This is a genomic window from Novosphingobium sp., assembly GCF_027489515.1.
Taxonomy (GTDB): domain Bacteria; phylum Pseudomonadota; class Alphaproteobacteria; order Sphingomonadales; family Sphingomonadaceae; genus Novosphingobium.
This window is the reverse complement of sequence record NZ_JAIXZS010000103.1, coordinates 1-22,654: the sequence shown is the minus strand read 5'-3', so window position 1 is coordinate 22,654 and position 22,654 is coordinate 1. Positions and strand designations below refer to the sequence as shown.

At 65.8% G+C, this 22,654-nt stretch carries 17 protein-coding genes; 13 read left to right on the top strand and 4 right to left on the bottom strand.

What is annotated here, in order from left to right; all coding sequences use genetic code 11:
• Window positions 1-75 precede the first annotated feature (75 nt).
• The 6 genes from Q0082_RS18170 to glgX all read left to right on the top strand — a co-directional run bounded on the left by Q0082_RS18170 (window position 76) and on the right by glgX (window position 10,912).
• The gene (locus Q0082_RS18170) at window positions 76-2,460 is read left to right on the top strand and encodes a glycogen/starch/alpha-glucan phosphorylase (protein ID WP_298195048.1); all 2,385 of its coding nucleotides are present in this window, start codon (window positions 76-78) and stop codon (window positions 2,458-2,460) included.
• A 16-nt stretch (window positions 2,461-2,476) separates the two neighbouring features.
• Window positions 2,477-4,663 carry a 1,4-alpha-glucan branching protein GlgB gene (gene glgB, locus Q0082_RS18165; RefSeq protein ID WP_298195023.1) on the top strand — a complete coding sequence of 729 codons (2,187 nt, stop codon included), beginning with the start codon at window positions 2,477-2,479 and terminating at the stop codon, window positions 4,661-4,663.
• Between the two features lie 29 nt (window positions 4,664-4,692).
• A complete protein-coding gene (glgC, locus tag Q0082_RS18160; protein WP_298195022.1) occupies window positions 4,693-5,952 on the top strand; it encodes a glucose-1-phosphate adenylyltransferase in 1,260 nt (419 codons plus the stop codon).
• Between the two features lie 102 nt (window positions 5,953-6,054).
• Window positions 6,055-7,506 (top strand): glycogen synthase GlgA, encoded by a 1,452-nt coding sequence (glgA, locus tag Q0082_RS18155; RefSeq protein ID WP_298195021.1) that lies wholly within the window; start codon window positions 6,055-6,057, stop codon window positions 7,504-7,506.
• Complete coding sequence (locus Q0082_RS18150) at window positions 7,503-9,131, top strand: alpha-D-glucose phosphate-specific phosphoglucomutase (protein ID WP_298195020.1); 1,629 nt, start codon at window positions 7,503-7,505, stop codon at window positions 9,129-9,131. The genes glgA and Q0082_RS18150 overlap by 4 nt, the downstream gene beginning before the upstream one ends.
• A complete protein-coding gene (glgX, locus tag Q0082_RS18145; RefSeq protein ID WP_298195019.1) occupies window positions 9,128-10,912 on the top strand; it encodes a glycogen debranching protein GlgX in 1,785 nt (594 codons plus the stop codon). Before Q0082_RS18150 ends, glgX begins: the two co-directional genes overlap by 4 nt.
• Here the strand turns inward: glgX and Q0082_RS18140 are convergent.
• Complete coding sequence (locus Q0082_RS18140) at window positions 10,892-11,551, bottom strand: alpha/beta hydrolase (RefSeq protein WP_298195018.1); 660 nt, start codon at window positions 11,549-11,551, stop codon at window positions 10,892-10,894. The two genes, glgX and Q0082_RS18140, sit on opposite strands and share 21 nt — an antisense overlap.
• A gap of 312 nt (window positions 11,552-11,863) precedes the next feature.
• Here Q0082_RS18140 and Q0082_RS18135 point away from each other — a divergent pair, with 312 nt between their 5' ends.
• The 6 genes from Q0082_RS18135 (at window position 11,864) to Q0082_RS18110 (ending at window position 17,189) form a co-directional block, all read left to right on the top strand.
• A complete protein-coding gene (locus Q0082_RS18135) occupies window positions 11,864-12,652 on the top strand; it encodes a polysaccharide deacetylase family protein (RefSeq protein WP_298195017.1) in 789 nt (262 codons plus the stop codon).
• Window positions 12,649-13,836, top strand: a complete 1,188-nt coding sequence (locus Q0082_RS18130) for a glycosyltransferase (RefSeq protein WP_298195016.1) — start codon at window positions 12,649-12,651, stop codon at window positions 13,834-13,836. Before Q0082_RS18135 ends, Q0082_RS18130 begins: the two co-directional genes overlap by 4 nt.
• Window positions 13,837-13,876: 40 nt before the next feature.
• Entirely contained in the window at window positions 13,877-14,827 is a 951-nt protein-coding gene (locus tag Q0082_RS18125) for a hypothetical protein (RefSeq protein ID WP_298195015.1), read from the top strand.
• A complete protein-coding gene (locus Q0082_RS18120; RefSeq protein WP_298195014.1) occupies window positions 14,824-15,354 on the top strand; it encodes a DUF2141 domain-containing protein in 531 nt (176 codons plus the stop codon). Before Q0082_RS18125 ends, Q0082_RS18120 begins: the two co-directional genes overlap by 4 nt.
• Window positions 15,355-15,362: 8 nt before the next feature.
• Window positions 15,363-16,553, top strand: coding sequence for a glycosyltransferase (locus Q0082_RS18115; RefSeq protein ID WP_298195013.1), 1,191 nt, complete (start codon window positions 15,363-15,365; stop codon window positions 16,551-16,553).
• 210 nt (window positions 16,554-16,763) lie between these two features.
• Window positions 16,764-17,189: a DoxX family protein gene (locus Q0082_RS18110; protein WP_298195012.1), complete on the top strand. Its 426-nt coding sequence runs from the start codon at window positions 16,764-16,766 to the stop codon at window positions 17,187-17,189.
• 83 nt (window positions 17,190-17,272) lie between these two features.
• Here the strand turns inward: Q0082_RS18110 and Q0082_RS18105 are convergent, their stop codons facing one another.
• Window positions 17,273-19,705, bottom strand: a complete 2,433-nt coding sequence (locus Q0082_RS18105) for a TonB-dependent receptor (RefSeq protein ID WP_298195011.1) — start codon at window positions 19,703-19,705, stop codon at window positions 17,273-17,275.
• A gap of 424 nt (window positions 19,706-20,129) precedes the next feature.
• Here Q0082_RS18105 and Q0082_RS18100 point away from each other — a divergent pair, with 424 nt between their 5' ends.
• On the top strand, window positions 20,130-20,822 hold the full coding sequence (locus Q0082_RS18100) for a murein L,D-transpeptidase catalytic domain family protein (RefSeq protein ID WP_298195010.1): 693 nt from the start codon (window positions 20,130-20,132) through the stop codon (window positions 20,820-20,822).
• Here Q0082_RS18100 and Q0082_RS18095 read toward each other — a convergent pair.
• On the bottom strand, window positions 20,819-21,271 hold the full coding sequence (locus Q0082_RS18095; RefSeq protein WP_298195009.1) for a MaoC family dehydratase: 453 nt from the start codon (window positions 21,269-21,271) through the stop codon (window positions 20,819-20,821). The genes Q0082_RS18100 and Q0082_RS18095 overlap by 4 nt on opposite strands.
• Before the next feature lie 132 nt (window positions 21,272-21,403).
• Window positions 21,404-22,654 (bottom strand): biotin/lipoyl-containing protein (locus Q0082_RS18090; protein WP_298195008.1); only part of this gene is annotated, 1,251 nt, incomplete at its 5' end.

Genomic DNA, 22,654 nt, shown 5'->3' with positions numbered 1-22,654 from the left:
GGGGAGTGAGGATCTGTGCGCCTCGACCAGAGTGACAAGCCCGCCGCCAGCGCATCGCGCGCCGACGACGGTGATATGCAGGCCCATATTCTCGACGTATTGCAGCACCGCGTGGGCAAGGACGTCCATTCCGCGACCCCGCATGACTGGTTCACCGCGACCGTCCTCGCGCTGCGCGACAAGGTCATCGACCAGTGGATGGAATCGACGCACCGCACCTATGAGGCGGGCGGCAAGCGCGTCTATTATCTCAGCCTCGAATTCCTGATCGGCCGCCTGCTGCGCGATGCGCTCTCGAACATGGGGCTGACGCGCGAAATGGAAAAGGCGCTGCGCTCCTATGGTTTCGATCTCTCGGTGATCGAGGATCTGGAGCCCGATGCGGCGCTGGGCAATGGCGGGCTCGGGCGGCTGGCTGCGTGCTTCATGGAAAGCCTCGCGAGTCTCGATATCCCGGCCTACGGCTATGGCATCCGCTATGTGAACGGCATGTTCCGCCAGCGGCTCGACGATGGCTGGCAGGTGGAACTCCCTGAAACCTGGCTGAGCCATGGCAATCCCTGGGAGTTCGACCGCCGCGAGAGCGCCTACCGCATCGGCTTCGGCGGCGAAGTTGTCGACAAGGGCGACCGCGTCGAGTGGATCCCCGCCGAACAGGTCGAAGCCTCGGCGGTCGATACGCCGGTGGTCGGCTGGCGCGGCAAGCGGGTCAACACGCTGCGATTGTGGACCGCAAGCGCGCTCGATCCGATCCGATTGGATGCCTTCAACGCGGGCGACTATGCCGGCGCGCTTGCAGAGGAAGTCCGCGCCGAAACCTTGGTGCGCGTGCTCTATCCTGCGGACTCCAGCCCGGCCGGGCAGGAACTACGCCTGCGGCAGGAGTACTTCTTCACCTCCGCCTCGATCCAGGACATCGTGCGCCGCCACGTGCAGACCTATGGCGATATCGCCAGCCTGCCCGACAAGGCCGCGATCCAATTGAACGACACGCACCCGGCGGTTGCGGTGGCCGAGATCATGCGGCTGCTGGTCGATGTGCATGGGCTCGATTTCAACGAGGCGTGGGACGTGACGCGGCGTACGGTCGGCTACACCAACCACACCCTGCTGCCCGAGGCGCTGGAGAGCTGGCCGCTGCCGCTGTTCGAGCGATTGCTGCCGCGGCACATGCAGATCATCTACGCGATCAACAGCCGCGTGCTGCGCGAGGCGAGGAAGAACGGACTGGACGACCGCGCGATTGCCGCGATCAGCCTGATCGACGAGGCGGGTGAGCGGCGCGTGCGCATGGCGAACCTTGCCTTCGTGGGCGCGCACAGCGTCAACGGGGTGGCGGCGCTCCATACCGAGCTGATGAAGTCGACGGTCTTTTCGGATCTTCACCAACTTTACCCACATCGCATCAACAACAAGACCAACGGGGTGACCCCGCGGCGCTGGCTTCAGCAATGTAATCAAGGGCTTGTGAGCGTCATCACCGACGCGATCGGACCGGCGTTCCTGGACGACGCCGAACGCCTCGCGGACCTCAATGCGCTGGCCGGGGACGCCGCGCTTGGCGAGCGGATCGCCGAAGTGAAGCGGGCCAACAAGGTCGCGCTGGCAGGCTATGTGCGCCAGACGATGGGCCTGCGGCTCGATCCCGATGCGCTGTTCGATGTGCAGATCAAGCGCATCCACGAATACAAGCGCCAGCTGCTCAATCTGATCGAAACGGTGGCGCTCTATGACCAGATCCGGAGCCATCCCGAGCGCGACTGGGTGCCGCGGGTCAAGATCTTCGGCGGCAAGGCAGCTTCGAGCTATCATAACGCCAAGCTGATCATCAAACTGGCGAGCGACATCGCCCGGCGCGTCAACGCGGACCCCTCGGTCGGCGGCCTCCTGAAGGTCGTGTTCATGCCGGACTACAACGTTTCAAAGGCCGAACGGATCATTCCGGCGGCGGACCTTTCGGAGCAGATCAGCACGGCGGGCATGGAAGCCTCCGGCACCGGCAACATGAAGTTCGCGCTCAACGGCGCGCTCACCATCGGCACGCTCGACGGCGCGAATGTCGAGATCAAGGACCGAGTGGGCGACGAGAACATCGTGATCTTCGGCCTCACCGCCGATGAGGTCGCCGAGAAGCGCAGCGGCGGATACAACCCACGCGCCGTGATCGAAGGCAGCCGGGAACTCCAGCAGGCCGTCTCGGCCATCGCGACGGGCGTGTTCTCACCCGATGATCCAACGCGCTATGCCGGGCTGATGGGCGGGATCTACGACCACGACTGGTTCATGGTAGCCGCCGATTTCGATGCCTATCACGCGGCGCAGCGCAGGGTCGACCGCTTGTGGGAAGACCAGGCGGGTTGGCGCGCCAAGGCGATCCGCAACATCGCCAATGTCGGCTGGTTCTCCTCCGACCGGACCATCGGCGAATATGCCCGCGAGATCTGGGGAGCTCTGACGTGATCAAGTTTCTGGCCTCATGAAGCCCTCCCCCGCCGCGCTCGAAGCCCTGCTGAACGGGACCCACGCCGATCCCTTCGCTTTGCTGGGCATTCACGAGGGACCGGGCGGCGCGTTTGCCCGGGCGGTGCTGCCGGGGGCAGAGACGGCGGAGGCGCATGGGCTTGACGGCGCGCCGCTGGGCATGCTGGCAAGGATCGATGCGCGCGGACTGTTCGAGGGCGTAGTCAAAGGCCCGCGCCAGCCGGTGAAGTACCGCTGCACGTCCGGCCCGCACGAGTGGTGGGTGACCGATGCCTATTCGTTCGGTCCGGTGCTGGGGCCGCTCGACGATTTCCTGATCAACGAAGGCACGCACCTGCGCCTGTTCGACAAGCTCGGTGCGCATGTGATCGAGCACGAAGGCGCAAAGGGCGTACATTTTGCGGTCTGGGCGCCCAATGCCGAGCTCGTCTCGGTGGTCGGCGATTTCAACGATTGGGACGGGCGGCGCCATCCCATGCGGCGGCGCGCGGACATCGGCGTTTGGGAAGTGTTCCTGCCCGGTATCGAGGCCGGGCGTGCGTACAAGTATCGCGTGGTTGGCCCGGGCGGCGCCGTGCAGCCGCTCAAGGCCGATCCCTTCGCGTTCCGCTCCGAACTCAGGCCTGCGACGGCGAGCGTGATCGACGCGCCCGATGCGCACCAATGGGGCGATGCCGACCACCGCGCGAGCTGGGCCGCGACCGATCCGCGCCGGGTGCCGATCTCGATCTACGAAGTGCATCCGGGTTCGTGGCAGAAGCCCAAGGCGGATCAGGGCGAAGACCGCGAGTTCTACAGCTGGGACGAGCTGGCCGACCGGTTGATCCCGTACGTGGTCGAAATGGGCTTCACCCATATCGAGTTCCTGCCGGTCTCCGAGCATCCCTTCGATCCGAGTTGGGGCTATCAGACGACCGGGCTGTTTGCCCCTTCCGCCCGTTTTGGCGAGCCCGAGGGCTTTGCGCGCTTTGTCGACGGAGCGCACCGGGCGGGGATCGGCGTGCTGATCGACTGGGTGCCGGCGCACTTCCCGGTCGATGCGCACGGCCTTTCGCGCTTCGACGGCACGTATCTTTATGAACACGCCGATCCGCGCCTTGGCTTCCATCCCGACTGGCAGACCGCGATCTACAATTTCGGACGGCGCGAAGTCCTGAGCTTCCTCGTCAACAACGCGCTGTACTGGGCCGAGCGCTATCACGTGGACGGCCTGCGCGTCGATGCGGTCGCCTCGATGCTCTACCGCGATTACAGCCGCAAGGACGGCGAGTGGATCCCCAATGCGGAGGGTGGGCGCGAGAACTGGGAAGCGGTCAACTTCCTGCAGGCGATGAACCGCGCGGTCTATGCAAGTCACGCCGGGTTCCTGACGATCGCCGAGGAATCGACCAGCTGGCCGGGTGTCACGCTGCCGACCGATGCCGCCGGCCCGCCGCGCGGGGGGCTGGGCTTCGGGTTCAAGTGGAACATGGGCTTCATGCACGATACGCTGGCCTACATGGCGCGCGATGCGGTGCACCGGCGCTATCACCACGACGAGATCACGTTCGGCCTGATGTATGCCTTCAGCGAGAACTTCGTGCTGCCGCTGAGCCATGACGAAGTGGTCCACGGCAAGGGCTCGCTGCTCGGCAAGATGAGCGGCGCGGATGCCTGGCAGAAGTTTGCCAACTTGCGCGCCTATTATGGCCTCATGTGGGGCTATCCCGGCAAGAAGCTGCTGTTCATGGGGCAGGAGTTTGCGCAAGGGCGCGAATGGAGCGAGGCGCGCGAGCTCGACTGGTATCAGCTCGATCTGCCCGAACATGCGGGCGTGCAGCGCTGGGTGAAGGACCTCAACCACGCCTACCGCACGGTTCCCGCGCTCCACCAGCGCGATTGCGAGGGCGACGGGTTCGAGTGGCTGGTGGTGGACGATGCCGCTGCCTCGGTCTTCGCGTGGGCGCGCAAAGCACCCGGTGCGCCGACCGTGGTGGTCGTCAGCAACATGACACCGGTGCTGCATGGACACTACCGCCTGCCCTTCCCGCAAGATGGCCAGTGGCGCGAAGTGCTCAACAGCGATGCCGCGATCTACGGCGGATCGGGCCAGGGCAATATGGGCGGGGTGACGGCGGAGCATGGCGCAGCGCTTGTCGTGCTGCCGCCGCTGGCGACCGTGATGTTCGTGTTCGAAGGATAACGAAAAAGGTAGCAACGGGGGAGTTTGCGATGAGAGATACCTACGCACAGCCGCTGGCGCGTGATGCCATGGCCTATGTTCTGGCAGGCGGGCGCGGCAGCCGCCTGTACGATCTCACCGACAACCGCGCCAAGCCCGCGGTCTATTTCGGCGGGGTCAGCCGGATCATCGATTTCGCGCTATCGAACGCGATCAATTCGGGCATCCGCCGCATTGGCGTGGCGACGCAGTACAAGGCGCATTCGCTGATCCGCCACATGCAGCGCGCGTGGAATTTCATGCGGCCCGAGCGTAACGAGAGCTTCGACATCCTCCCCGCCTCGCAGCGCATTTCCGAGCATGCGTGGTACGAAGGGACGGCGGACGCGGTCTACCAGAACCTCGACATCATCGCGAGTCATGCGCCCAAGTACATGGTGATCCTTGCGGGCGATCACATCTATAAGATGGACTACGAGCTGATGCTGCAGCAGCACGTGGCATCGGGCGCGGACGTCACCATCGGCTGCCTCGTGGTGAAGCGCGAGGAGGCCAAGGGCTTTGGGGTGATGGCGGTGGACGGGAATGCCGTGATCACGGATTTCGTGGAGAAGCCCGAAGATCCGCCCGCGATCCCCGGCGATCCGGAGCATTCGCTGGCCTCGATGGGCATCTATGTGTTCGACACCAAGTTCCTGTTCGACGCACTGCGCCGAGATGCCGCCGATCCCAATTCGAGCCGCGATTTCGGCAAGGACATCATCCCCGACATCGTGAAGAACGGGAAGGCCGTCGCCCACCGCTTTACCGACAGCTGCATCCGCGCGGCCGAGCAGATCGGCGAATACTGGCGCGATGTCGGTACGCTGGACGCCTATTTCGAGGCGAACCTCGACCTGACCGACGTGGTGCCCAAGCTCAACATGTATGACCGCGATTGGCCGATCTGGACCGATCAGGTCGTGGCAGCCCCCGCCAAGTTCGTCCACGATCAGGACGGGCGGCGCGGCATGGCGATTTCCTCGCTGATCTCGCAGGACTGCATCGTCTCGGGCGCGACCGCGCGGCGCTCGCTGCTGTTCACCGGCGTGAAGATGGGCTCGTTTTCCAGCGTCGATGAAGGCGTGATCCTCCCTTATTGCAACATCGGGCGCGGCGCGCGGCTTTCGCGCGTGATCCTCGATTCCGGGGTGCGCATTCCGGAAGGGCTCGTGGTGGGCGAGGACCCGATCCTCGACGCGAAGCGCTTCCGCCGCACCGAGAACGGGGTTTGCCTGATCAACAAGGCGATGATCGAGCGGCTGAAGTGAGGAAACCCACCCCCAACCCCTCCCGCAGGCGGGAGGGGAGAAACAAGCAGCTTCTTCTTGGTTCACCTCCCGCTTGCGGGAGAGGTTAGGGGTGGGCCTGTCATGACGCTCAACATTCTCTCCGTCGCTTCCGAGGCCGTGCCGCTGGTCAAGACCGGCGGGCTGGCCGACGTGGTCGGCGCGCTGCCTGAGGCGCTCGCACCGCATGACGTGGCGATGACCACGCTGCTGCCGGGCTATCCGGCGGTGATCGCCGCTTTGCCCAAGAAGCCCAAGGTGCTCCACACGTGGCAGAGCCTGCTGGGCGAACCGGCGCGGCTGCTGGCGGGCAAGATCGGCGCGCATGATCTGCTGGTGGTTGATGCGCCGGGGCTGTTTGCGCGGGGCGGCGGGCCTTACGGCGATGCCACCGGGCGCGATTGGGCGGACAACGCCAGGCGCTTTGCCGCATTTGGCCGTGCCGCGGCGGATGTGGCGGGCGGCGTTGCAAAGGGCCTCGCCTTCGACCTCGTCCACGCGCACGATTGGCAGGCCGGCATGACGCTCGCCTACCAGCGTTTCGCCCCCGCCGGGCCGCAGCTGCCCTCGGTCATCACGATCCACAACATGGCGTTTCAGGGGCACTACGGGGCGGACTTGTTCCCGGCGCTCGGTCTGCCGCCGCAGGCGATGGCGATCGACGGGATCGAGTATCACGGCGGGATCAGCTTCCTGAAGGCGGGGCTGGCAGCGGCGAGCCGGATCACCACGGTGAGCCCGACGTACGCGCGCGAAATCCGCGAGCCGGGCTTCGGCATGGGCCTCGAAGGGCTGATCCGCGCGCGCGAGAGCGAGGTGAGCGGGATCGTCAACGGGATCGACACGGACGTCTGGAACCCGGCAAGCGATCCAGCGCTGAAGGCGGCCTACTCCGCCAAGGCGCTGGGCAAGCGCAGCGCCAATGCGCGCGCGCTGGAGGCGGAGTTCGGCCTCGAACGCGGGGATGGCCCGCTGTTCATCGTGATCAGCCGGCTGACCTGGCAAAAGGGCATGGACGTGCTGCTCGAAGCCGCAGACCACCTTATCGGCATCGGCGGGCGGCTGGCACTGCTGGGATCGGGCGATGCGGCGCTGGAAAGCGGCTTCCACGCGGCGGCCGCGCGGCATCCGGGGCGGATCGGGGTGCGGATCGGCTATGACGAGGCGCTGTCGCACCGCATGCTGGGCGGCGGCGATGCGATCCTCGTCCCGAGCCGGTTCGAGCCTTGCGGGCTGACGCAGCTCTATGGCCTTGCCTACGGCTGCGTGCCGGTGGTGAGCCGCACCGGCGGCCTTGCCGATACCGTTATCGACGCCAACCTCGCGGCGCGGCAGGCCGGTGTGGCCACGGGCGTGCAGTTCGACGGGGTGCGCTATCAGACGTTGGCCGATGCCCTCACCCGCACCGTCAGCCTGTTCCGCGATCCCGCCGCCTGGCGCAGCCTGCAACGCGCGGGGATGAACGCGGATTTCTCCTGGAGCGGCAGCGGCGGGGCCTATGCCGACCTATACAAGAGCCTTACGGTAGCGCCATGATCCTGACGATTCCCTCCTCGCCGTTCACCGACCAGAAGCCCGGCACTTCGGGGCTGCGCAAGAAGGTGCGCGTGTTCGCCCAGCCGAACTACGCGGAGAACTTCATCCAGTCGGTGTTCGACGCCGTCTCGCCCGAGCCGGGTTCGACGCTCGTGATCGGCGGAGACGGGCGGTATCACAACCGGACGGTGATCGAGGCGGCGATCCGGATTGCGGCGGCCAATGGCTATGGCCGGGTGCTGGTGGGCCGTGGCGGCATTCTTTCGACCCCGGCAGCCAGCCATGTGATCCGCAAATATGGGGCGAGCGGCGGCCTGATCCTTTCGGCCAGCCACAACCCCGGCGGGCCGGACGAGGACTTCGGCATCAAGTATAACATCGCGAACGGCGGCCCCGCGCCCGAGGCGATCACCGATGCGATCTTTGCGCGCACCAAGGTGATCGATCGCTGGCTGACGGTGGAGGCGGCGGACGTTGACCTCGATACGCTGGGCACGCAGCAGGTGGCGGGCATGGCGGTCGAGGTGATCGACAGTGTGGCCGACTGGGCGGACCTCATGGAGACGCTGTTCGATTTCCCCGCGATCCGCGCGGCGGTGGCCAACGATCTCACCATGGCGTTCGATGCGATGCATGCCGTCACCGGACCCTATGCCGTCGAGGTGCTGGAGAAGCGGCTGGGGTTCCGCCCCGGCACCGTGCACAATGGCGTGCCGCTTGAGGACTTCGGCGGGCACCATCCCGATCCCAACCGCGTTCATGCCAAGGTGCTGTTCGATCTGATGTTCTCGCCCGATGCGCCGGCATTCGGCGCGGCTTCGGACGGCGATGGCGACCGCAACCTGATCGTGGGCAAGGGCATTTTCATCACGCCTTCGGACAGCCTCGCGATGCTGGCGGCCAACGCGCATCTGGCACCGGGCTACGCCAAGGGCCTTGCCGGGATCGCCCGCTCGATGCCGACAAGTGCGGCGGCGGACTGCGTGGCGCAGGCGCTGGGTATCCCTTGCTACGAGACGCCGACGGGGTGGAAGTTCTTCGGCACGCTGCTCGATGCCGGCAAGGCGACGATCTGCGGCGAGGAAAGCGCGGGGACGGGTTCGGACCATGTGCGAGAGAAGGACGGGCTCTGGGCTGTGCTGCTCTGGCTCAACATCCTCGCCGTGCGCGGCGAGAGCGTGGAGGCGATCGCGCGGGCGCACTGGGCGAAGTTCGGCCGCAACTACTATGCGCGGCATGATTACGAGGCGCTGCCCAAGGATGTGGCCGAAGCGCTGATGACGGCGCTGGAAGCTTCGTTCCCGACGCTGCCGGGCAAGGTCTTCGGGCCGCTCACGGTCGAGAAGGCGGACAGCTTTGCCTATGACGACCCGGTCGATGGCTCGCACAGTGCCAATCAGGGGTTGCGGGTGCTGTTCGTGGGCGGATCGCGCATCGTGCTCAGGCTCTCGGGCACGGGCACCGAGGGCGCGACACTGCGGCTTTATCTGGAACGCTATGAGCCGGCGGGCGGCACGCTCGATGCCGATACCGATGCCATGCTGGGCGATCTGATCGCCGCGGCCGAGGCGATTGCCGGGATCGCCGCACACACCGGCCGGACGGCGCCTGACGTGATCACATGACCCAGCTTTCGGTGCGCGCGCCGCGCGCCGAAGCTCTCATGCTCTGCCTGTTTGACGGCGAGGCCGAGACCCGCCTGCCGATGGTGCAGCAGGGCGATGACTGGGCGGCTGAGGCCCCTCCACCCGGTACGCGCTATGGCCTGCGTGCCATCGGTGAATGGGCGCCGGAGCGCGGGCTATGGTTCGATCCCGCCAAGCTGCTGGTCGATCCGCGCGCGGTGGAGCTGGACCGGCCTTTCACCTACAGCCCAGCGCTTTCGGCATACGGCGCGGATACCGCCGCGCTGGTGCCGCGCGCGGTCATGCCAGCCGCGCTCCCCGAGGTGCCGCCAACGCCGCCCGTCTTCAGGCGCGGCGGGCTGATCTATGAAGTCAACGTGCGCGGGCTGACCATGCTGCACCCCGAAGTGCCCGAAGCGCAGCGCGGGACGGTGGCGGCGCTCGCGCATCCGGCGGTGCTGGCGCATCTGCAGAAGCTGCAGGTCAGCGCGGTGGAGCTCATGCCGATCACCGCGTGGATCGACGAGCGGCATCTGCCGCCGCTCGGCCTGCGGAACGCCTGGGGCTACAATCCGGTGGTGCCGATGGCGCTCGATCCGCGGCTGTGCCCGGGCGGGGTGGCGGAGCTGCGCGAGACGGCGGCAGCGCTCCATGCGTGCGGGATCGGGGTGATCCTCGATCTCGTGTTCAACCATACCGGCGAAAGCGATGTGCTGGGGCCGGTGCTGAGCTTTCGCGGGCTCGAAAACGCGGCCTATGCGCACAATGCCGATGGCTCGCTGATCAACGATACCGGCTGCGGCAACACGCTCGATTTCGCGAACCCGGCGGTGCGCGGGCTGGTGATCGAAAGCCTGCGGCATTTCGTGCAGCATTGCGGGGTGGACGGCTTCCGTTTCGACCTGGCAACCATCATGGCGCGCGGCCCCGGCTTCGCGGCAGATGCGCCGATCTTTGCCGAGATCACCGCCGATCCGTGGCTGGCGGACAGGGTGATGATTGCCGAGCCGTGGGACATTGGCCCGGGCGGCTATCAGTTGGGGCGCTTCCCGCACCATTGGCTCGAATGGAACGATCGCTACCGCGACGATGTGCGGCGGTTTTGGCGCGGCGATACGGGCGTGGGCTTGCTGGCGACGCGGATTGCCGGCTCCTCCGACATCTTCGGCAAGGACTGCCGCGCGGTGAGCTATCTCGCGGCGCACGATGGCTTCACGCTCGCCGACACGCTGGCTTATGCGCATCGCCACAACCACGCCAATGGCGAGGACAATCGCGACGGGCATGGCGAAAACTTCAGCTGGAACAACGGCGTCGAAGGGCCGAGCGACGATCCAGCGGTGCTCGCCCGCCGTGCTGCGCTGGCGCGGGCCATGCTGGGCACACTGTTCGTCTCCACCGGCACGATCATGCTGACGGCTGGCGACGAGTTCGGCCGCAGCCAGCAAGGCAACAACAACGCCTACGCCCAGGACAACGCGGTGACGTGGGTCGACTGGGAAGGCCGCGACCGCGCGCTGGAGGACCATGTCGCGGCGCTGGCGGCGTGGCGCGCGGCGCGAGACCTGGCGCAGTTTCCCGAAGGCGGCGAATGGCGCGCGCTTGATGGTGCGGCGATGGATGCAGCGCGGTGGGAAGACCCGGCTACGCAAGGCTTCGTCTGGCAGAACACATGCGAGGCGGCGCAATCGACGGGATTGGGGATCGATCGCGCCGCCCCTTGGGCCGGGCCACGAGAGGACGGCGGGCCCGGAAACGGATCAGGCGCGCTGCCAGACTAACGTATCGCGCGCGGCTGGCTGCGCACGGGGTGTCTCCTGAACCACCGGCAGCGGCTCGGGCAGAACGGTGTTAAGCAGCAGGCGCCCGAAGGCCCAATCCCCCAATTCCGATGCGGCATTGATGTGCCCGGCCTCCCCCGCATCGGCGAGGCGTGCGCCCCAGCGGCGGGCAAGGCGGCGCGCTTGCCCCATCGTCAGGTAAGGATCGTTGCGGCTGGCGACGAGGACCGAGGGGAACGGCAGCGCGCTTTCGGGCACCGGCGCGAAGCGAGTGAGCCGCCGGTCCAGCGGGCGCTCCTCGACATCGGGCGGGGCCACCAGCAGCGCGCCGATAACCTTCCCGCCCTCCACCGGACCGCCGGGCTGTTCATACTCCGCCCACCACGCGACGGCGAGGCAGCCGAGGCTGTGCGCGGCCAGCACAACCGGCCCTTCGGCGCGCTGGATCGCGAGGTTGAGCTTGTTCACCCAGGTGTTGCGATGCGGATCCTCCCACAGCCCCAGATCGACGCGGCGGCAGCGCGGCAGGCGCGCCTCCCAGATCGTCTGCCAGTGGCCGGGGCCAGAGTTGCCAAGTCCCGGTACGGTGAGGATCACCGGCTGCGCGGAATCGCGCGGAGCATTGATTTCATGGGCCATATTACGCCTCCAGGAGAGGAAATGGCCGGTCGACTCGGTGTACGTCCCGACAGACACACCATTAACTCAACTTTTTCGATAGACAATAGCGCAGCGACGAAGCGCGCGGGGATTTCGCCAGTCTGCGAAAGGGGGCCCGCCGTCTTGCGGTTTGCCGGTGCGATTGCCATTTCCTCGCCGCAGTTGACGTGCACAAGCAAGGCACGCGGGCCAAACCATTGCACGCGCGGGGGCCACACCCATGATGACAAACGACAGCGGGAAGCGGCTGCGCCTTGCGGCAGTGCAGCATGTGGTGATACCGGCGCGCGCATGAACGCCCCCGCGCCCCTTTCTGCTTCTCCCGCGCGGCGGCAGCCAAAGAAGCGGTTGGTCGTTTCGATCCACGATGTTTCGCCCCGGTTCGAGCGCCAGGTCGATGCGCTGGCGGAACGGCTCGCGCGCCATGTCGGCGAAGCGCGGTTCGCCATGCTGGTGATCCCGGATCATTGGCGCGGCGCGCCGATTGCAGGCAATGCCGCCTTTGCGGCTCGCCTGCGCGGCTGGGCCGATCAGGGCATCGAGATGTTCCTCCACGGCTGGTCTCACAAGGACGAGACGCCGGCGACCGAGGGCCTTGCCGCGATCAAGGGCAAGCACATGACTGCGGGCGAAGGCGAATTCCTGAACCTGCCGCAGGCGGAGGCGCTCGCGCGCATGCGCGAAGGCCGCGCGCTGGTGGAAGACGTGATCGGCCGCCCGGTGGCTGGCTTTATCGCGCCGGCCTGGCTTTATGGCGAGGGCGCCCACGCAGCGATGCGCGAACTGGGCTTTGCGCTCGCCGAAGACCATATGAAAGTGTGGCGCCCTGCCAGCGGCGAAGTGCTGGCGAAGGGCCCGGTGATCACCTGGGCCAGCCGCAGCAAAGCGCGCATCGCAAGCTCGCTGTTTGCCGCCGCGCTGGGGCGGGCCGCCCTGCCCGTCACCCGCACGATCCGCGTCGCGGTGCATCCGGGCGACACGACCGTGCCGGCGCTGCTGGAAAGCATCGACAAGACGCTCGCGCGGTTCGTGCGCACGCATGAGCCTTCGCGCTATGCCGCGCTCGGCGGCGCTGCATGAACGCGCTGTCGGCGGCCATGACCGAGGGGACAGCCGCCGGCACGCAGCCGCTGCGCATCCTGACGTTCCTCCACAGCTTCGAGCCCGGCGGGGTCGAGCGCGTGGCGCTGCGGCTGCACGAGGCCTGGCGCGCGCAGGGTCTCGATGCGCGGCTGGTGCTGGGGCGCACGGCTGGCGCGATGAAACGGGAGTGGCCCGATCTGAACAAGGGGGGGCTTGGCTACGAGATCCTCGGCAGCGAGTGGATCCCCAGCGCGGCATGGGAAACGCTGTGGATGATCCTCCACCTGCCCCGCGCGATCCGGCGGATCCGGCCCGATGTGCTGTTTTGCGCGGGCAATTCCTACACCATCGTCGCGGTGGCGATGCGACTGCTGCTGGGCAAGGCGTGCCCGCCGGTGGTCGCCAAAATCAGCAATGACCTGACGCGCATGGACCTCCCTGCCCCGGCGCGGCCGTTCTACCGGCTGTGGCTGCGGATACAGGGGCGGATGCTGCACCGGCTGGTGGGCATGGCGCCGCCGATGCGCGCGGAAATCGGCACGCTGATGCGCGTGGAAGATGCGCGGATCGCGGTGATCGACGATCCCTCGCTTGCCGAAGCCGATATCCGGCGCCTTGCCGCCGCGCGCGAGGCCGCAAAAGCCGTGCCGCGGGGGCCCGGGAGGCGTTTCCTGGCCATCGGGCGGCTTGCTGCGCAGAAGAATTTCGGCCTGCTGATCGATGCCTTTGCGCGCATGGCGGGGCCGGATGACCAATTGGCCATCATTGGCGAGGGGTCTGCGCGCCGCGCGCTGGAGGCGCAGATCGCGAAAGCTGGGCTTGCCGGCAAGGTGCGTCTGCCGGGCCATGTGAGCCCGCTCGATGCCGAGCTGGCGGCTGCCGATTCGCTGGTACTTTCCTCGGAATATGAAGGTGTTCCTGCCGTTGTTGCAGAAGCGCTGGCAGCGGGTCTGCCGGTGGTTTCGACGCGCTGCAGCGTGAGCATGGATGACATGCTGGGCGGCGGGCAGTTCGGGCTGCTGGTGCCGGTTGGCGATGCGGCGGCGCTGGCACAGGCGATGGACGACATTGCCAAGTTGAAATTTGACGAAACCGCAGCGCGTGATCAATCACGCCGGTTCACCGTAGAGATAGCTTCGCATGGCTATCGGACGCTGATGGAGGACCTCGCCCGTGCTTAACCCCGATGGCGAGGCGGGCTCCTCGAAGGATATCTCCCCGATGGTTCCACCTGATACGCTGGCCGAAACCCTGCCCCCGGTTCTGCCCACCGCACTGCCGAGCACCGCGCCGCTCGAGCGCAGCTTGCGCAAGTGGAGCGGCTGGGTCGGCCCGGTCATCTCGCTTGCCATTCTGGTTGCCGTGCTGTGGCAGCTGCGCAAGATCGACTGGGGTCAGGTCTGGTCGATCGTGCCGACCAGCCCCTTGATCTGGCTGGTGCTGGCGGCGAGCTATTTCGCAGGGCCGGTGGCGGACTGGGTGATCTTCCGCAAGCTGTGGGGCATTCCGGTCTCGGGCATCTTCCCGCTGCTCAAGAAGCTGATCGGCAACGAACTGCTGCTGGGCTATGTCGGTGAGGTCTATTTCTACGACTGGGCGCGCCGCCATGTGAAGATGGAAGGCTCGCCCTTCGGCGCGGTCAAGGACGTCGCGATCCTTTCAGCGCTGGCGGGCAATATCATGACCGTGCTGCTGCTGATCTTCACCTGGCCGATCATCAGCCAGCTGGGGCTCGATGGCGCGGGCAGCAGCGATGGCCACGTGCTGGCGACCTCGATCGGCGTCGTGCTCGTCACCAGCCTCGTGATCATGTTCTTCCGCAACGGGCTGCTCAGCCTGCCCAAGGCCGATCTCGGCTTCGTCTTCGTCGTCCACACGCTGCGCATCGTGGCCAATACCGGCCTATCCGCGCTCGCCTGGCACCTGATCCTGCCCAGCGTGGGCATGGGTTCGTGGCTCCTTTTCGCAACTGTTCGGCTCCTCTTGTCCCGCCTGCCGCTCATTCCCAATAAAGACATCGCGTTTGCCGGAATCTCGACACTCCTCGTGGGCAGTCAGGTTCAGACAAGCGACATGATTGCCATGATATCGCTCCTGATCGTGGCAACGCATGTGGTGTTGTTCATTGGCTTGATGCTGCTTGATCTGGTGCAGAAGGAGAAGAATGCTTGAAACGGGTCCTCTTCCTTGGTGGTGCACTTGCGCTGCTCTGCGGGGCCGCGCCCATTCCATCGACGCCTGACCTCGGCAAGGCTGAGGGCCAGTGCCGTCCGGGTGAGAGCGGGCCAGCCTTCCTCGTCGATCTGATGGGCCTCAAGGACCGCGCCGGGCGCGTGAAGGTCGAGGTCTATCCGGCAAACGACACCGACTTCCTCGCGGACGACAACATCCTCGTCATGGCGGGCAAGACCTTCCGCCGTGTGGAGGTGGCTGTGCCTGCCGAGCCGACGCCGCGCGTGTGCATCCGCCTGCCCGGCCCCGGCACCTATGCCGTGACGGTGTTGCATGACCGCAACGCCGATCGCAAGTTCAGCCTCAGCCACGACGGCATCGGCTTTTCGGCCAATCCGAAGCTCGGCTGGTCGAAGCCCAAGGCCAGCGCCGTAGCGGTCAATGCGGGTGGCGGGCTAACCACATTGCGCATCGTGATGAATTACCGTACCGGCCTGTTCTCGTTCGGGCCCCTCAAGAGATCATAGGTCATCCCATGAAGCTCGTCGATGTTTGCGCCTTCTATGCGCCGAAGGGCGGCGGTGTGCGCACGTATGTTGATCGCAAGCTGAAGGCCGGCGCGGCGATGGGCCACGAGGTCGTCGTCATTGCGCCCGGCGAGGATACCTACGTCGAGGAACGCGGGCCGAACGCGCGCATCGTGTGGCTCAAGAGCACGGTTTTCCCGCTCGATTTCAACTACCGCTACTTCAGCGACGTGCCAGCGCTTTACGAAGCGCTCGACCGCGAGGCGCCGGACATGGTGGAGGCCTCATCGCCCTGGCGCAGCGCGAGCCTTGTCGGCGAATGGCGCGGCACTGCGCCGCGCGCGCTGATCATGCATGCCGATCCGCTTTCGGCCTATGCCTACCGCTGGTTCGACGGCGTGGCGCCGCGCCCGGTGATCGACAAGGCGTTCGATCGCTACTGGCGGCACCTTCGCAAGCTCGACACGCAGTTCGACATGATCGTGAGCGCGAGCCAGGGTCTGTCCGACCGGCTGACCAAGGGCGGTCTTGCCGGCGTCGTGACCAATCCTATGGGCGTCGATCCCGGCGTATTCTCTCCCGCGCACCGCGACGAGCGGCTGCGCAAGGGGCTGCTCGAGCTGTGCGAATTGCCCGAGGATGCGACGCTGCTGATCGGCGTAGGCCGCTTTGCGCCCGAGAAGCGCTGGCCGATGCTGGTCGATGCCGTGACGGCTGCGGGCACGCGCCGTCCGGTCGGCCTTGTGCTGGCGGGGCAAGGCCGCGATCTCAAGGCCATCGAGAAGCGCATTGCCGGCAATCCGCATATCCGCATCCTCGCGCCCATCACCGACCGCGGCGAACTCGCGCGCGTGATGGCGAGCGCCGACGCGCTGGTGCATGGCTGCGAGGCGGAGACGTTCTGCATGGTGGCGGCCGAGGCGCGCGCGAGCGGCCTGCCGCTGATCGCCCCTGATGAGGGCGGCGCAGCGGACCAAGCCCGTGCATCGGGCGGATGGGTCTACGAATCCGCCAACGCTGCGGCTGCTGCGGAAACCATCGTCGAATATTGCATCGCGCGCGAAAGCGGGGTCGATGGACCGCGCGCCCAGATCCCCGCTCCGCGCGTGATGGACGATCACTTCGCCGAGCTGTTTGCCAGCTACGAACGCCTTGTGCGCGATGCGCGCCGGCAGACGGGTCCGCGCCGCGCGGCCTGAGTGCGCGCTCAGCTGCCGCGTCTGCTTCGATTGCCCGATCCCGGCGGACTTCCGCTAGGCGTCTGCTGCCCGAGCAGGCCTCAGCTTTTTCATTTAATCGAACAATCAGAACAATATTATCAGGATTTTCCGGATAAGCAGCACGCGTTATCTCAGTTGCAACAAGACCGGACACTCCCTCGCCCGGCCAGACTTGCAAAGGATCTCGCCATGACCACCACCACTGCAACTGCCCCCGCCGCATCGATCGCTGCTCCCGCCACTGGTCACGTCCTCGCCGCCGCAGGCCGCGTGCTGATCGCCGCCATCTTCATCTTGAGCGGCATCGGCAAGATCGCCAATCCCGAGGCCACCATCGGCTATATCGCCAGCGCCGGCCTGCCCTTTGCGCCCGCCGCACTGATTGCTGCAGCGCTGATCGAGGTCGGCGGCGGCCTTGCCCTCATCGCGGGCTTTCGCACGCGACTGGTCGCGCTCGTTCTCGCCGGCTTCAGCGTGATCGCCGCGCTCGGCTTTCACGCCCACTTCGCCGACCAGAACCAGTTTATCCACTTCCTGAAGAACCTCGCCATGGCGGGCGGCCTGCTTCAGGTTGCCGCCTTCGGTTCGGGCCGGATCGGCTTTGACAAGCGCTGAAACCCTCTACGCCAGCCGCACAAACGAGAACGGCGGCCGGGTCACCCCGGCCGCCGCTTTCATGTTCGCGTCTTGTACGATGATCAGAAGTTGATCGTCGCCTCGATGCCGTAAGTGCGCGGGGCATTCCAGTTGCCGTAGTCACCCAGCACCGCGCCGTTCGCGTTCGAGCGGCGATAGACATAGGCGGTGTTGAACAGGTTGCGCGCCCAGCCCGCCACCGTCAGCTTCTGGCCGCCATTGCCCATCGGGATATCGGCCAGCGCAATGCGGCCGTTCACGACGAAGCTCTTGTCCGCCTTCACGTCTTCGTTGTCGAAGGTGTAAGCCGCGTCGGCATAGTTGCCATCGAGGTGAAGCTTGAGCGACGTGCCGTTGCTGCCGATCGGGTAATCGTAATCGATCGTGCCCGAAAGCGCGTTTTCAGGCGTGTAGACGATGAACACGTCCTGAAAGACCGGGGCGGTGTTGGTCGGATCGATTTCCTGGTTGAGCTGCTCCTGCACCGTGTTCCGCGCAGGCGGGATCTTGGTGTAGGTGTAGACATAGGACAGACCAAGCGCGAGCCCGTCGACCGGACGGATGTTGAGATCGGCCTCGATACCGCGGATCTTGGTGGTGCCGAGCGCGTTCACCGTTTCCAGCGTGTTGCGTACGGTGCCGTTCGCCTGCGGAATGAAGAAGTTGAAATCGACCTGGCTGTTGGTGCGGTCCATCATGTAGCCAGCGAGGTTGAAACGCACCTTGCGATCGAACAGCTCGGTCTTGAGGCCCACTTCGTAAGACTTCACTTCCTCCGGCCCGAACGCGCGGTAGATCACCGAGCGCGAGCTCGCACCGCCGGCGCGGTAGCCGGTCGAATACTTGGCATAGAGATTCACGCCGGACGTCACGTCGTAGGCGATGACCGCAAGCGGATCGAAGCGATTGTTGTCCTGCTTGAACGTCAGATCGGAAGGGGCACCATTGAGGGTGAACAGCAAACCGTTCTTGCGGTCCGCGGTATAGCGGCCACCCAGCGTAATGTGCAGCGGCTGGATCGGGGTCCAGGTCGCCTGGCCGTAAGCCGCGTAGCTCTTGGCATAGGCAATGCTGGCGCGCGCGATTGGCGCAGTCGCTTCATACTGGTTGGGATCGTTGATTGCGACACCGGTGGGCAGCTGCGTTACCGGATCGGAGATCCACTTGTTGCTGTTCGGCGTGCGGGCCGCATCGTTGGCGCGCTCGCTGAAGTAGTAGAGGCCGAGCACGTAGTCGATGTTCGAGATGCTGCCGACCGCCTGCAGTTCGGTGCTGAACTGGCGCTGGTCAAGCGTCGAAAGGCTGTAGCGGCTGAAGTTGCCATTGGGCACGTAGACCGGGGTACGATGCGCACCACCCGAGTTGTCCCACTGGTCATCGCTGACAGTACGCCAAGCGGTGATCGAGCGCAGCTCGAGCTCGGGGCTGACCTTGTACTTGATCGTCGAGGTGAAGCCTTGCGTCTTGTCGATCGAGGGCTGCTGCGGCACGCCGATATCGGCCACATCAGGGCGGAACCAGCCAGCCTTGACCTGGCTCGGCAGCGGGGCGATGCCCTTGGTCGTCAGCGTATTGTCGGTGTACCACGCCTTGGTGGCATTGTCGTAGACAGTGCCGACCGGCTTGCCGAGCGGGTTGTAGTTGAGCAGCGCGCTGTAGAACGGGGTGTTCTCGTCGCGGCTCTTGTCGAAGGCGAGGTCGACGGTCAGGCCATCAACCGGCTTCCAGCGCGCTGCGATGCGGCCGCCGTAGCGCTGGTACTGGTTCCAGCCCGTCTGACCCGCGAGCGGGTTCTTGGTGGTCGGATCCTGATGCGCGACCACGCCGTCGATCTTGAACGCCACCGAACCAATGGGAGAATTGATCGCGGGAAGATCGAGGTGAAGCGAGCCGGTGTAGGAACCGTAGTTGCCAAAGCCCGCCGTGGCGCGACCGCCGAATTCACCGGTGGGGGCCTTGAGCACCATGCTCAGCGCGCCGCCTTCGGTGTTGCGACCAAACAGCGTGCCCTGCGGGCCCTTGAGCACTTCGATGCGCTCGATATCGAACAGCGCAGCGTTGAGGCCATGCTGGCGGCCAAGGTAGACGCCGTCGAGGTAGACACCGACGCCTTGCTCGCGCGCCGGCTGGTTGGCGTCGCCCGGGACGATGCCGCGCAGGCCGATCGTGAGCGCCGACTGGCGCGCTTCGAAGGTGGCGATGCGCAGGCTGGGCACCGCGCCATCGGCGAGGTCGATCAGGCTCTGCACGTGGCGGTTCTTGACGTCTGCCGCGCCGACCACCGAGATCGAGATCGGGGTCTTCTGCAGGTTGGTTTCGCGCTTGGTCGCGGTAACGACGATCTCTTCGATCGGCACGCCATCGGGCAGGCCAGCGGCGGGCGCAGGGGCAGCCTCGGCCGACTGCGCTTCCGCAGCGAAGGCGGGGCTCGCCACGAGTGCGATGACGCCCACCCCGGCCAGCAAGCCGGTGCGAAGGGTGTTTGCGAGTTTCATGAATAACCTCAGTTAGGGTGTAACGGTCTCAACTGAGGCGGCCTCTAGGCACGTTCGATGACAGTTTTTTGACATTTTTACACATGGCGTCACGCAAAAACCCTAAAAATCCGCGGTTCAAGCAACACTGTGACCGGGAATCCACGCTAATATATAATCTCTGAAATATGGCGCGCGCGGCACCCTCCAGTCAGCTTGGGTTCAGATATTACCTTTAGTAAAGGCCGTCTTAACGCGCAGATCGTGCGAATCCTTATCTGCCCCGCAGCGCTGCGACTTCCGGCGCGCGGCCCGGCTCGCAACGGCCAATGGCGCGCAGGCCACGCTTCGTCGCAAGGTAGCTGCCTTGGGGGTTGGATCATCAACCTTTGCGTGGCCTTAGTGATGGTTGGGATCGCAACCGCATTCAGGATCTGCCGGGACAATGATGATCAAGCGGCGCCAGTTTATCGGCGCCATCACCGGAACCGCCGCCGCGCTGGCACTGCCGCGCAGCCCGTTGCACGCGCAGGACGCGGAGCTTCCCGGTGGAACCTTCTGGGGCACGGTGCCCGTTCCCGATGCCGATGTACCCGCCATCCAGGGCGAATCCGTGGCGATCGCCCGCTCGGGCATCCTGCCGCTGATCCCGCGCGCCCTCGCCGCGCTCGACAAGCACGGCGCGGTGATCGCGGTGCGCGACCGGATCGGCATCGTCGATTTTTCGCAGCCTTCGCGCGAGGCGCGCTTCCATATCGTCGATCTGGCGAGCGGCACGGTCTCCGCGCCATTGCTGGTCGCGCATGGCAAGGGATCGGACCCGGCGAATCGCGGGATTGCCGAACACTTCTCGAATCAGGTGGACTCCGAGGCATCCTCGCGCGGCAGCTATGTCACCGGCGAGCTCTACTATGGCCGCCACGGCCGTTCGCGCCGGCTGGTCGGGCTTGATCCCGACAACGACCGCGCGCTGGAGCGCGGCATCGTCATCCACGCGGCGAGCTACGTCGACCCATCGCTGGTCGCGGTGCAGGGCCGCATCGGCCGGAGCCAGGGCTGCTTCGCGGTGAATCCGCGCGTGATCGCCCAGGTGCTCGAGCAGCTCGGCCCCGGCCGGCTGCTCTTCGCGGCGACCTAGGCCGGCTTTTTCTGCAATAGCGCCATCCTGAGGCACCGGCAGACGACTTCGTCGCGCTGGTTGAGCGCCTCGTGCGCGAAGGTCACGATCCCCGCATCGGGGCGGGACTTGCTGGCGCGCAGTTCCACCACTTCGCTGGTCGCGCGCAGGGTATCGCCCAGAAACACCGGTTTGGGCATCACCAGCTTGTCATAGCCGAGATTGGCGACGAGCGTGCCGACGGTGGTATCGCCGACCGAGAGCCCCACCATCAGCGCGAAGGTGAAGGTGCCGTTGACGAGGATCTTCCCGAACTCGCTGGCGCGCGCGGCTTCGGCATCGATATGCAGCGGCTGCGGGTTGTGCGTCATGACCGAGAACAGGAGGTTGTCCGTCTCGGTGACGGTGCGGCGAATTTCGTGCGCGAGCTTGTCGCCCACCTGCCATTCATCGAAGTAGCGGCCTGCCATGTTCCCAATCCCTTCTACTTGCCCCCTCCCCTCAAGGGGAGGGACGGGGAGGGGTTTACGCACGCCAGCCTTGACGCGCTTCGCGCTCCCCCTCCCCCATCCCCTCCCCGCCGGGGAGGGAGGCTTTGCGGCCTATTCCGCCTTCTCCACCCGCACCAGCAAGGCTTCGACCTGCACTTGCGAGCCTACCGCGACTGTCAGCTCCGCCACCTTGCCATCGAACGGCGCGGTGAGAGCGTGTTCCATCTTCATGGCTTCGAGCACGAGCAGCTTCTGGCCCTTGGAGACGGTGTCGCCGGCGGTGACGTCCACCGCAATGACCTTGCCGGGCATGGGGGCGAGGATGGCGCCGTCGGAGGCGTGGCCGCGGCCCGCTCCGTCAATCCGCCATGGTGCGGACGTGAAGTAGGAACCGTCATTGAACCAGATCGTCGCTGCACCGCGCTCGATGTGATTTCCTCCACACGACCAACTCACCTCGTGCTCGCGTCCCTCTGGATAGACTTCCTCGACGGGCAAACCATCGATCAGAACTCGCAGCCTTTGGTCGCTTGGCGCGTTCAGCCGGAAACCACGGACCCCTTCTGCATACGCAAATGGCCGGGCAGTCTTGAATGCAACGTGATAGAGCGTTTGAAGGCCTGCGTTCTGCACCATCTCAGTCGTGACTGGCAAAGGTGCGGCGAGTGTCTCAAGTTCTGTAGCGATAGTTCCAGTCGTCATCGCGGCGTTCAGGAAAGCTTCGGATTGCAGTGACCGTGCCAGAAAAAGCGCATTCGTCCGAACCGGCCAGCACTCGCAGTCGCGGCACGCCTTCGCAAGGCGCCACGCAACATCTTCCCGGTCATACCCTTTGATTACGAGTTTCGCGATCATGGGATCGTAGAACGGCGACACCATGTCGCCTTCCTCTACTCCGGTTTCGAGGCGCACACGTTCCGGAAGCCGCAAATGCTCCAGCCGCCCCGTACTCGGCAAAAACCCCTTGGCCGGATCCTCCGCATAAAGCCGCGCTTCCATCGCCCAGCCGTTGATTGAAAGCTCGTCCTGCCGCTTGGGCAGCGGCTCCCCGCTCGCCACGCGGAGCTGCCATTCGACGAGATCGACGCCGGTGATTTCCTCCGTCACCGGATGCTCCACCTGCAGCCGCGTGTTCATTTCCATGAACCAGATGCGGTCGGCGCGCAGGCCTTCGCTTGCGTCGGCAATGAACTCGATCGTGCCCGCGCCGACATAATCGACCGCCTTGGCCGCCTTCACCGCCGCTGCGCAGAGCGCCTCGCGCGTCGCTTCGTCCATGCCCGGCGCGGGAGCTTCCTCGATCACTTTCTGGTGGCGGCGCTGGAGCGAGCAGTCGCGCTCGAACAAGTGCACCACATTGCC

Bases quoted from the DNA above. Each gene is read 5' to 3' on its own strand.
- Q0082_RS18170 (WP_298195048.1), top strand. From the start codon at position 76: ATGCAGGCCCATATTCTCGACGTATTGCAGCACCGCGTGGGCAAGGAC.
- glgB (WP_298195023.1), top strand. From the start codon at position 2,477: ATGAAGCCCTCCCCCGCCGCGCTCGAAGCCCTGCTGAACGGGACCCAC.
- glgC (WP_298195022.1), top strand. From the start codon at position 4,693: ATGAGAGATACCTACGCACAGCCGCTGGCGCGTGATGCCATGGCCTAT.
- glgA (WP_298195021.1), top strand. From the start codon at position 6,055: ATGACGCTCAACATTCTCTCCGTCGCTTCCGAGGCCGTGCCGCTGGTC.
- Q0082_RS18150 (WP_298195020.1), top strand. From the start codon at position 7,503: ATGATCCTGACGATTCCCTCCTCGCCGTTCACCGACCAGAAGCCCGGC.
- glgX (WP_298195019.1), top strand. From the start codon at position 9,128: ATGACCCAGCTTTCGGTGCGCGCGCCGCGCGCCGAAGCTCTCATGCTC.
- Q0082_RS18140 (WP_298195018.1), bottom strand. From the start codon at position 11,551: ATGGCCCATGAAATCAATGCTCCGCGCGATTCCGCGCAGCCGGTGATC.
- Q0082_RS18135 (WP_298195017.1), top strand. From the start codon at position 11,864: ATGAACGCCCCCGCGCCCCTTTCTGCTTCTCCCGCGCGGCGGCAGCCA.
- Q0082_RS18130 (WP_298195016.1), top strand. From the start codon at position 12,649: ATGAACGCGCTGTCGGCGGCCATGACCGAGGGGACAGCCGCCGGCACG.
- Q0082_RS18125 (WP_298195015.1), top strand. From the start codon at position 13,877: ATGGTTCCACCTGATACGCTGGCCGAAACCCTGCCCCCGGTTCTGCCC.
- Q0082_RS18115 (WP_298195013.1), top strand. From the start codon at position 15,363: ATGAAGCTCGTCGATGTTTGCGCCTTCTATGCGCCGAAGGGCGGCGGT.
- Q0082_RS18110 (WP_298195012.1), top strand. From the start codon at position 16,764: ATGACCACCACCACTGCAACTGCCCCCGCCGCATCGATCGCTGCTCCC.
- Q0082_RS18105 (WP_298195011.1), bottom strand. From the start codon at position 19,705: ATGAAACTCGCAAACACCCTTCGCACCGGCTTGCTGGCCGGGGTGGGC.
- Q0082_RS18100 (WP_298195010.1), top strand. From the start codon at position 20,130: ATGATGATCAAGCGGCGCCAGTTTATCGGCGCCATCACCGGAACCGCC.
- Q0082_RS18095 (WP_298195009.1), bottom strand. From the start codon at position 21,271: ATGGCAGGCCGCTACTTCGATGAATGGCAGGTGGGCGACAAGCTCGCG.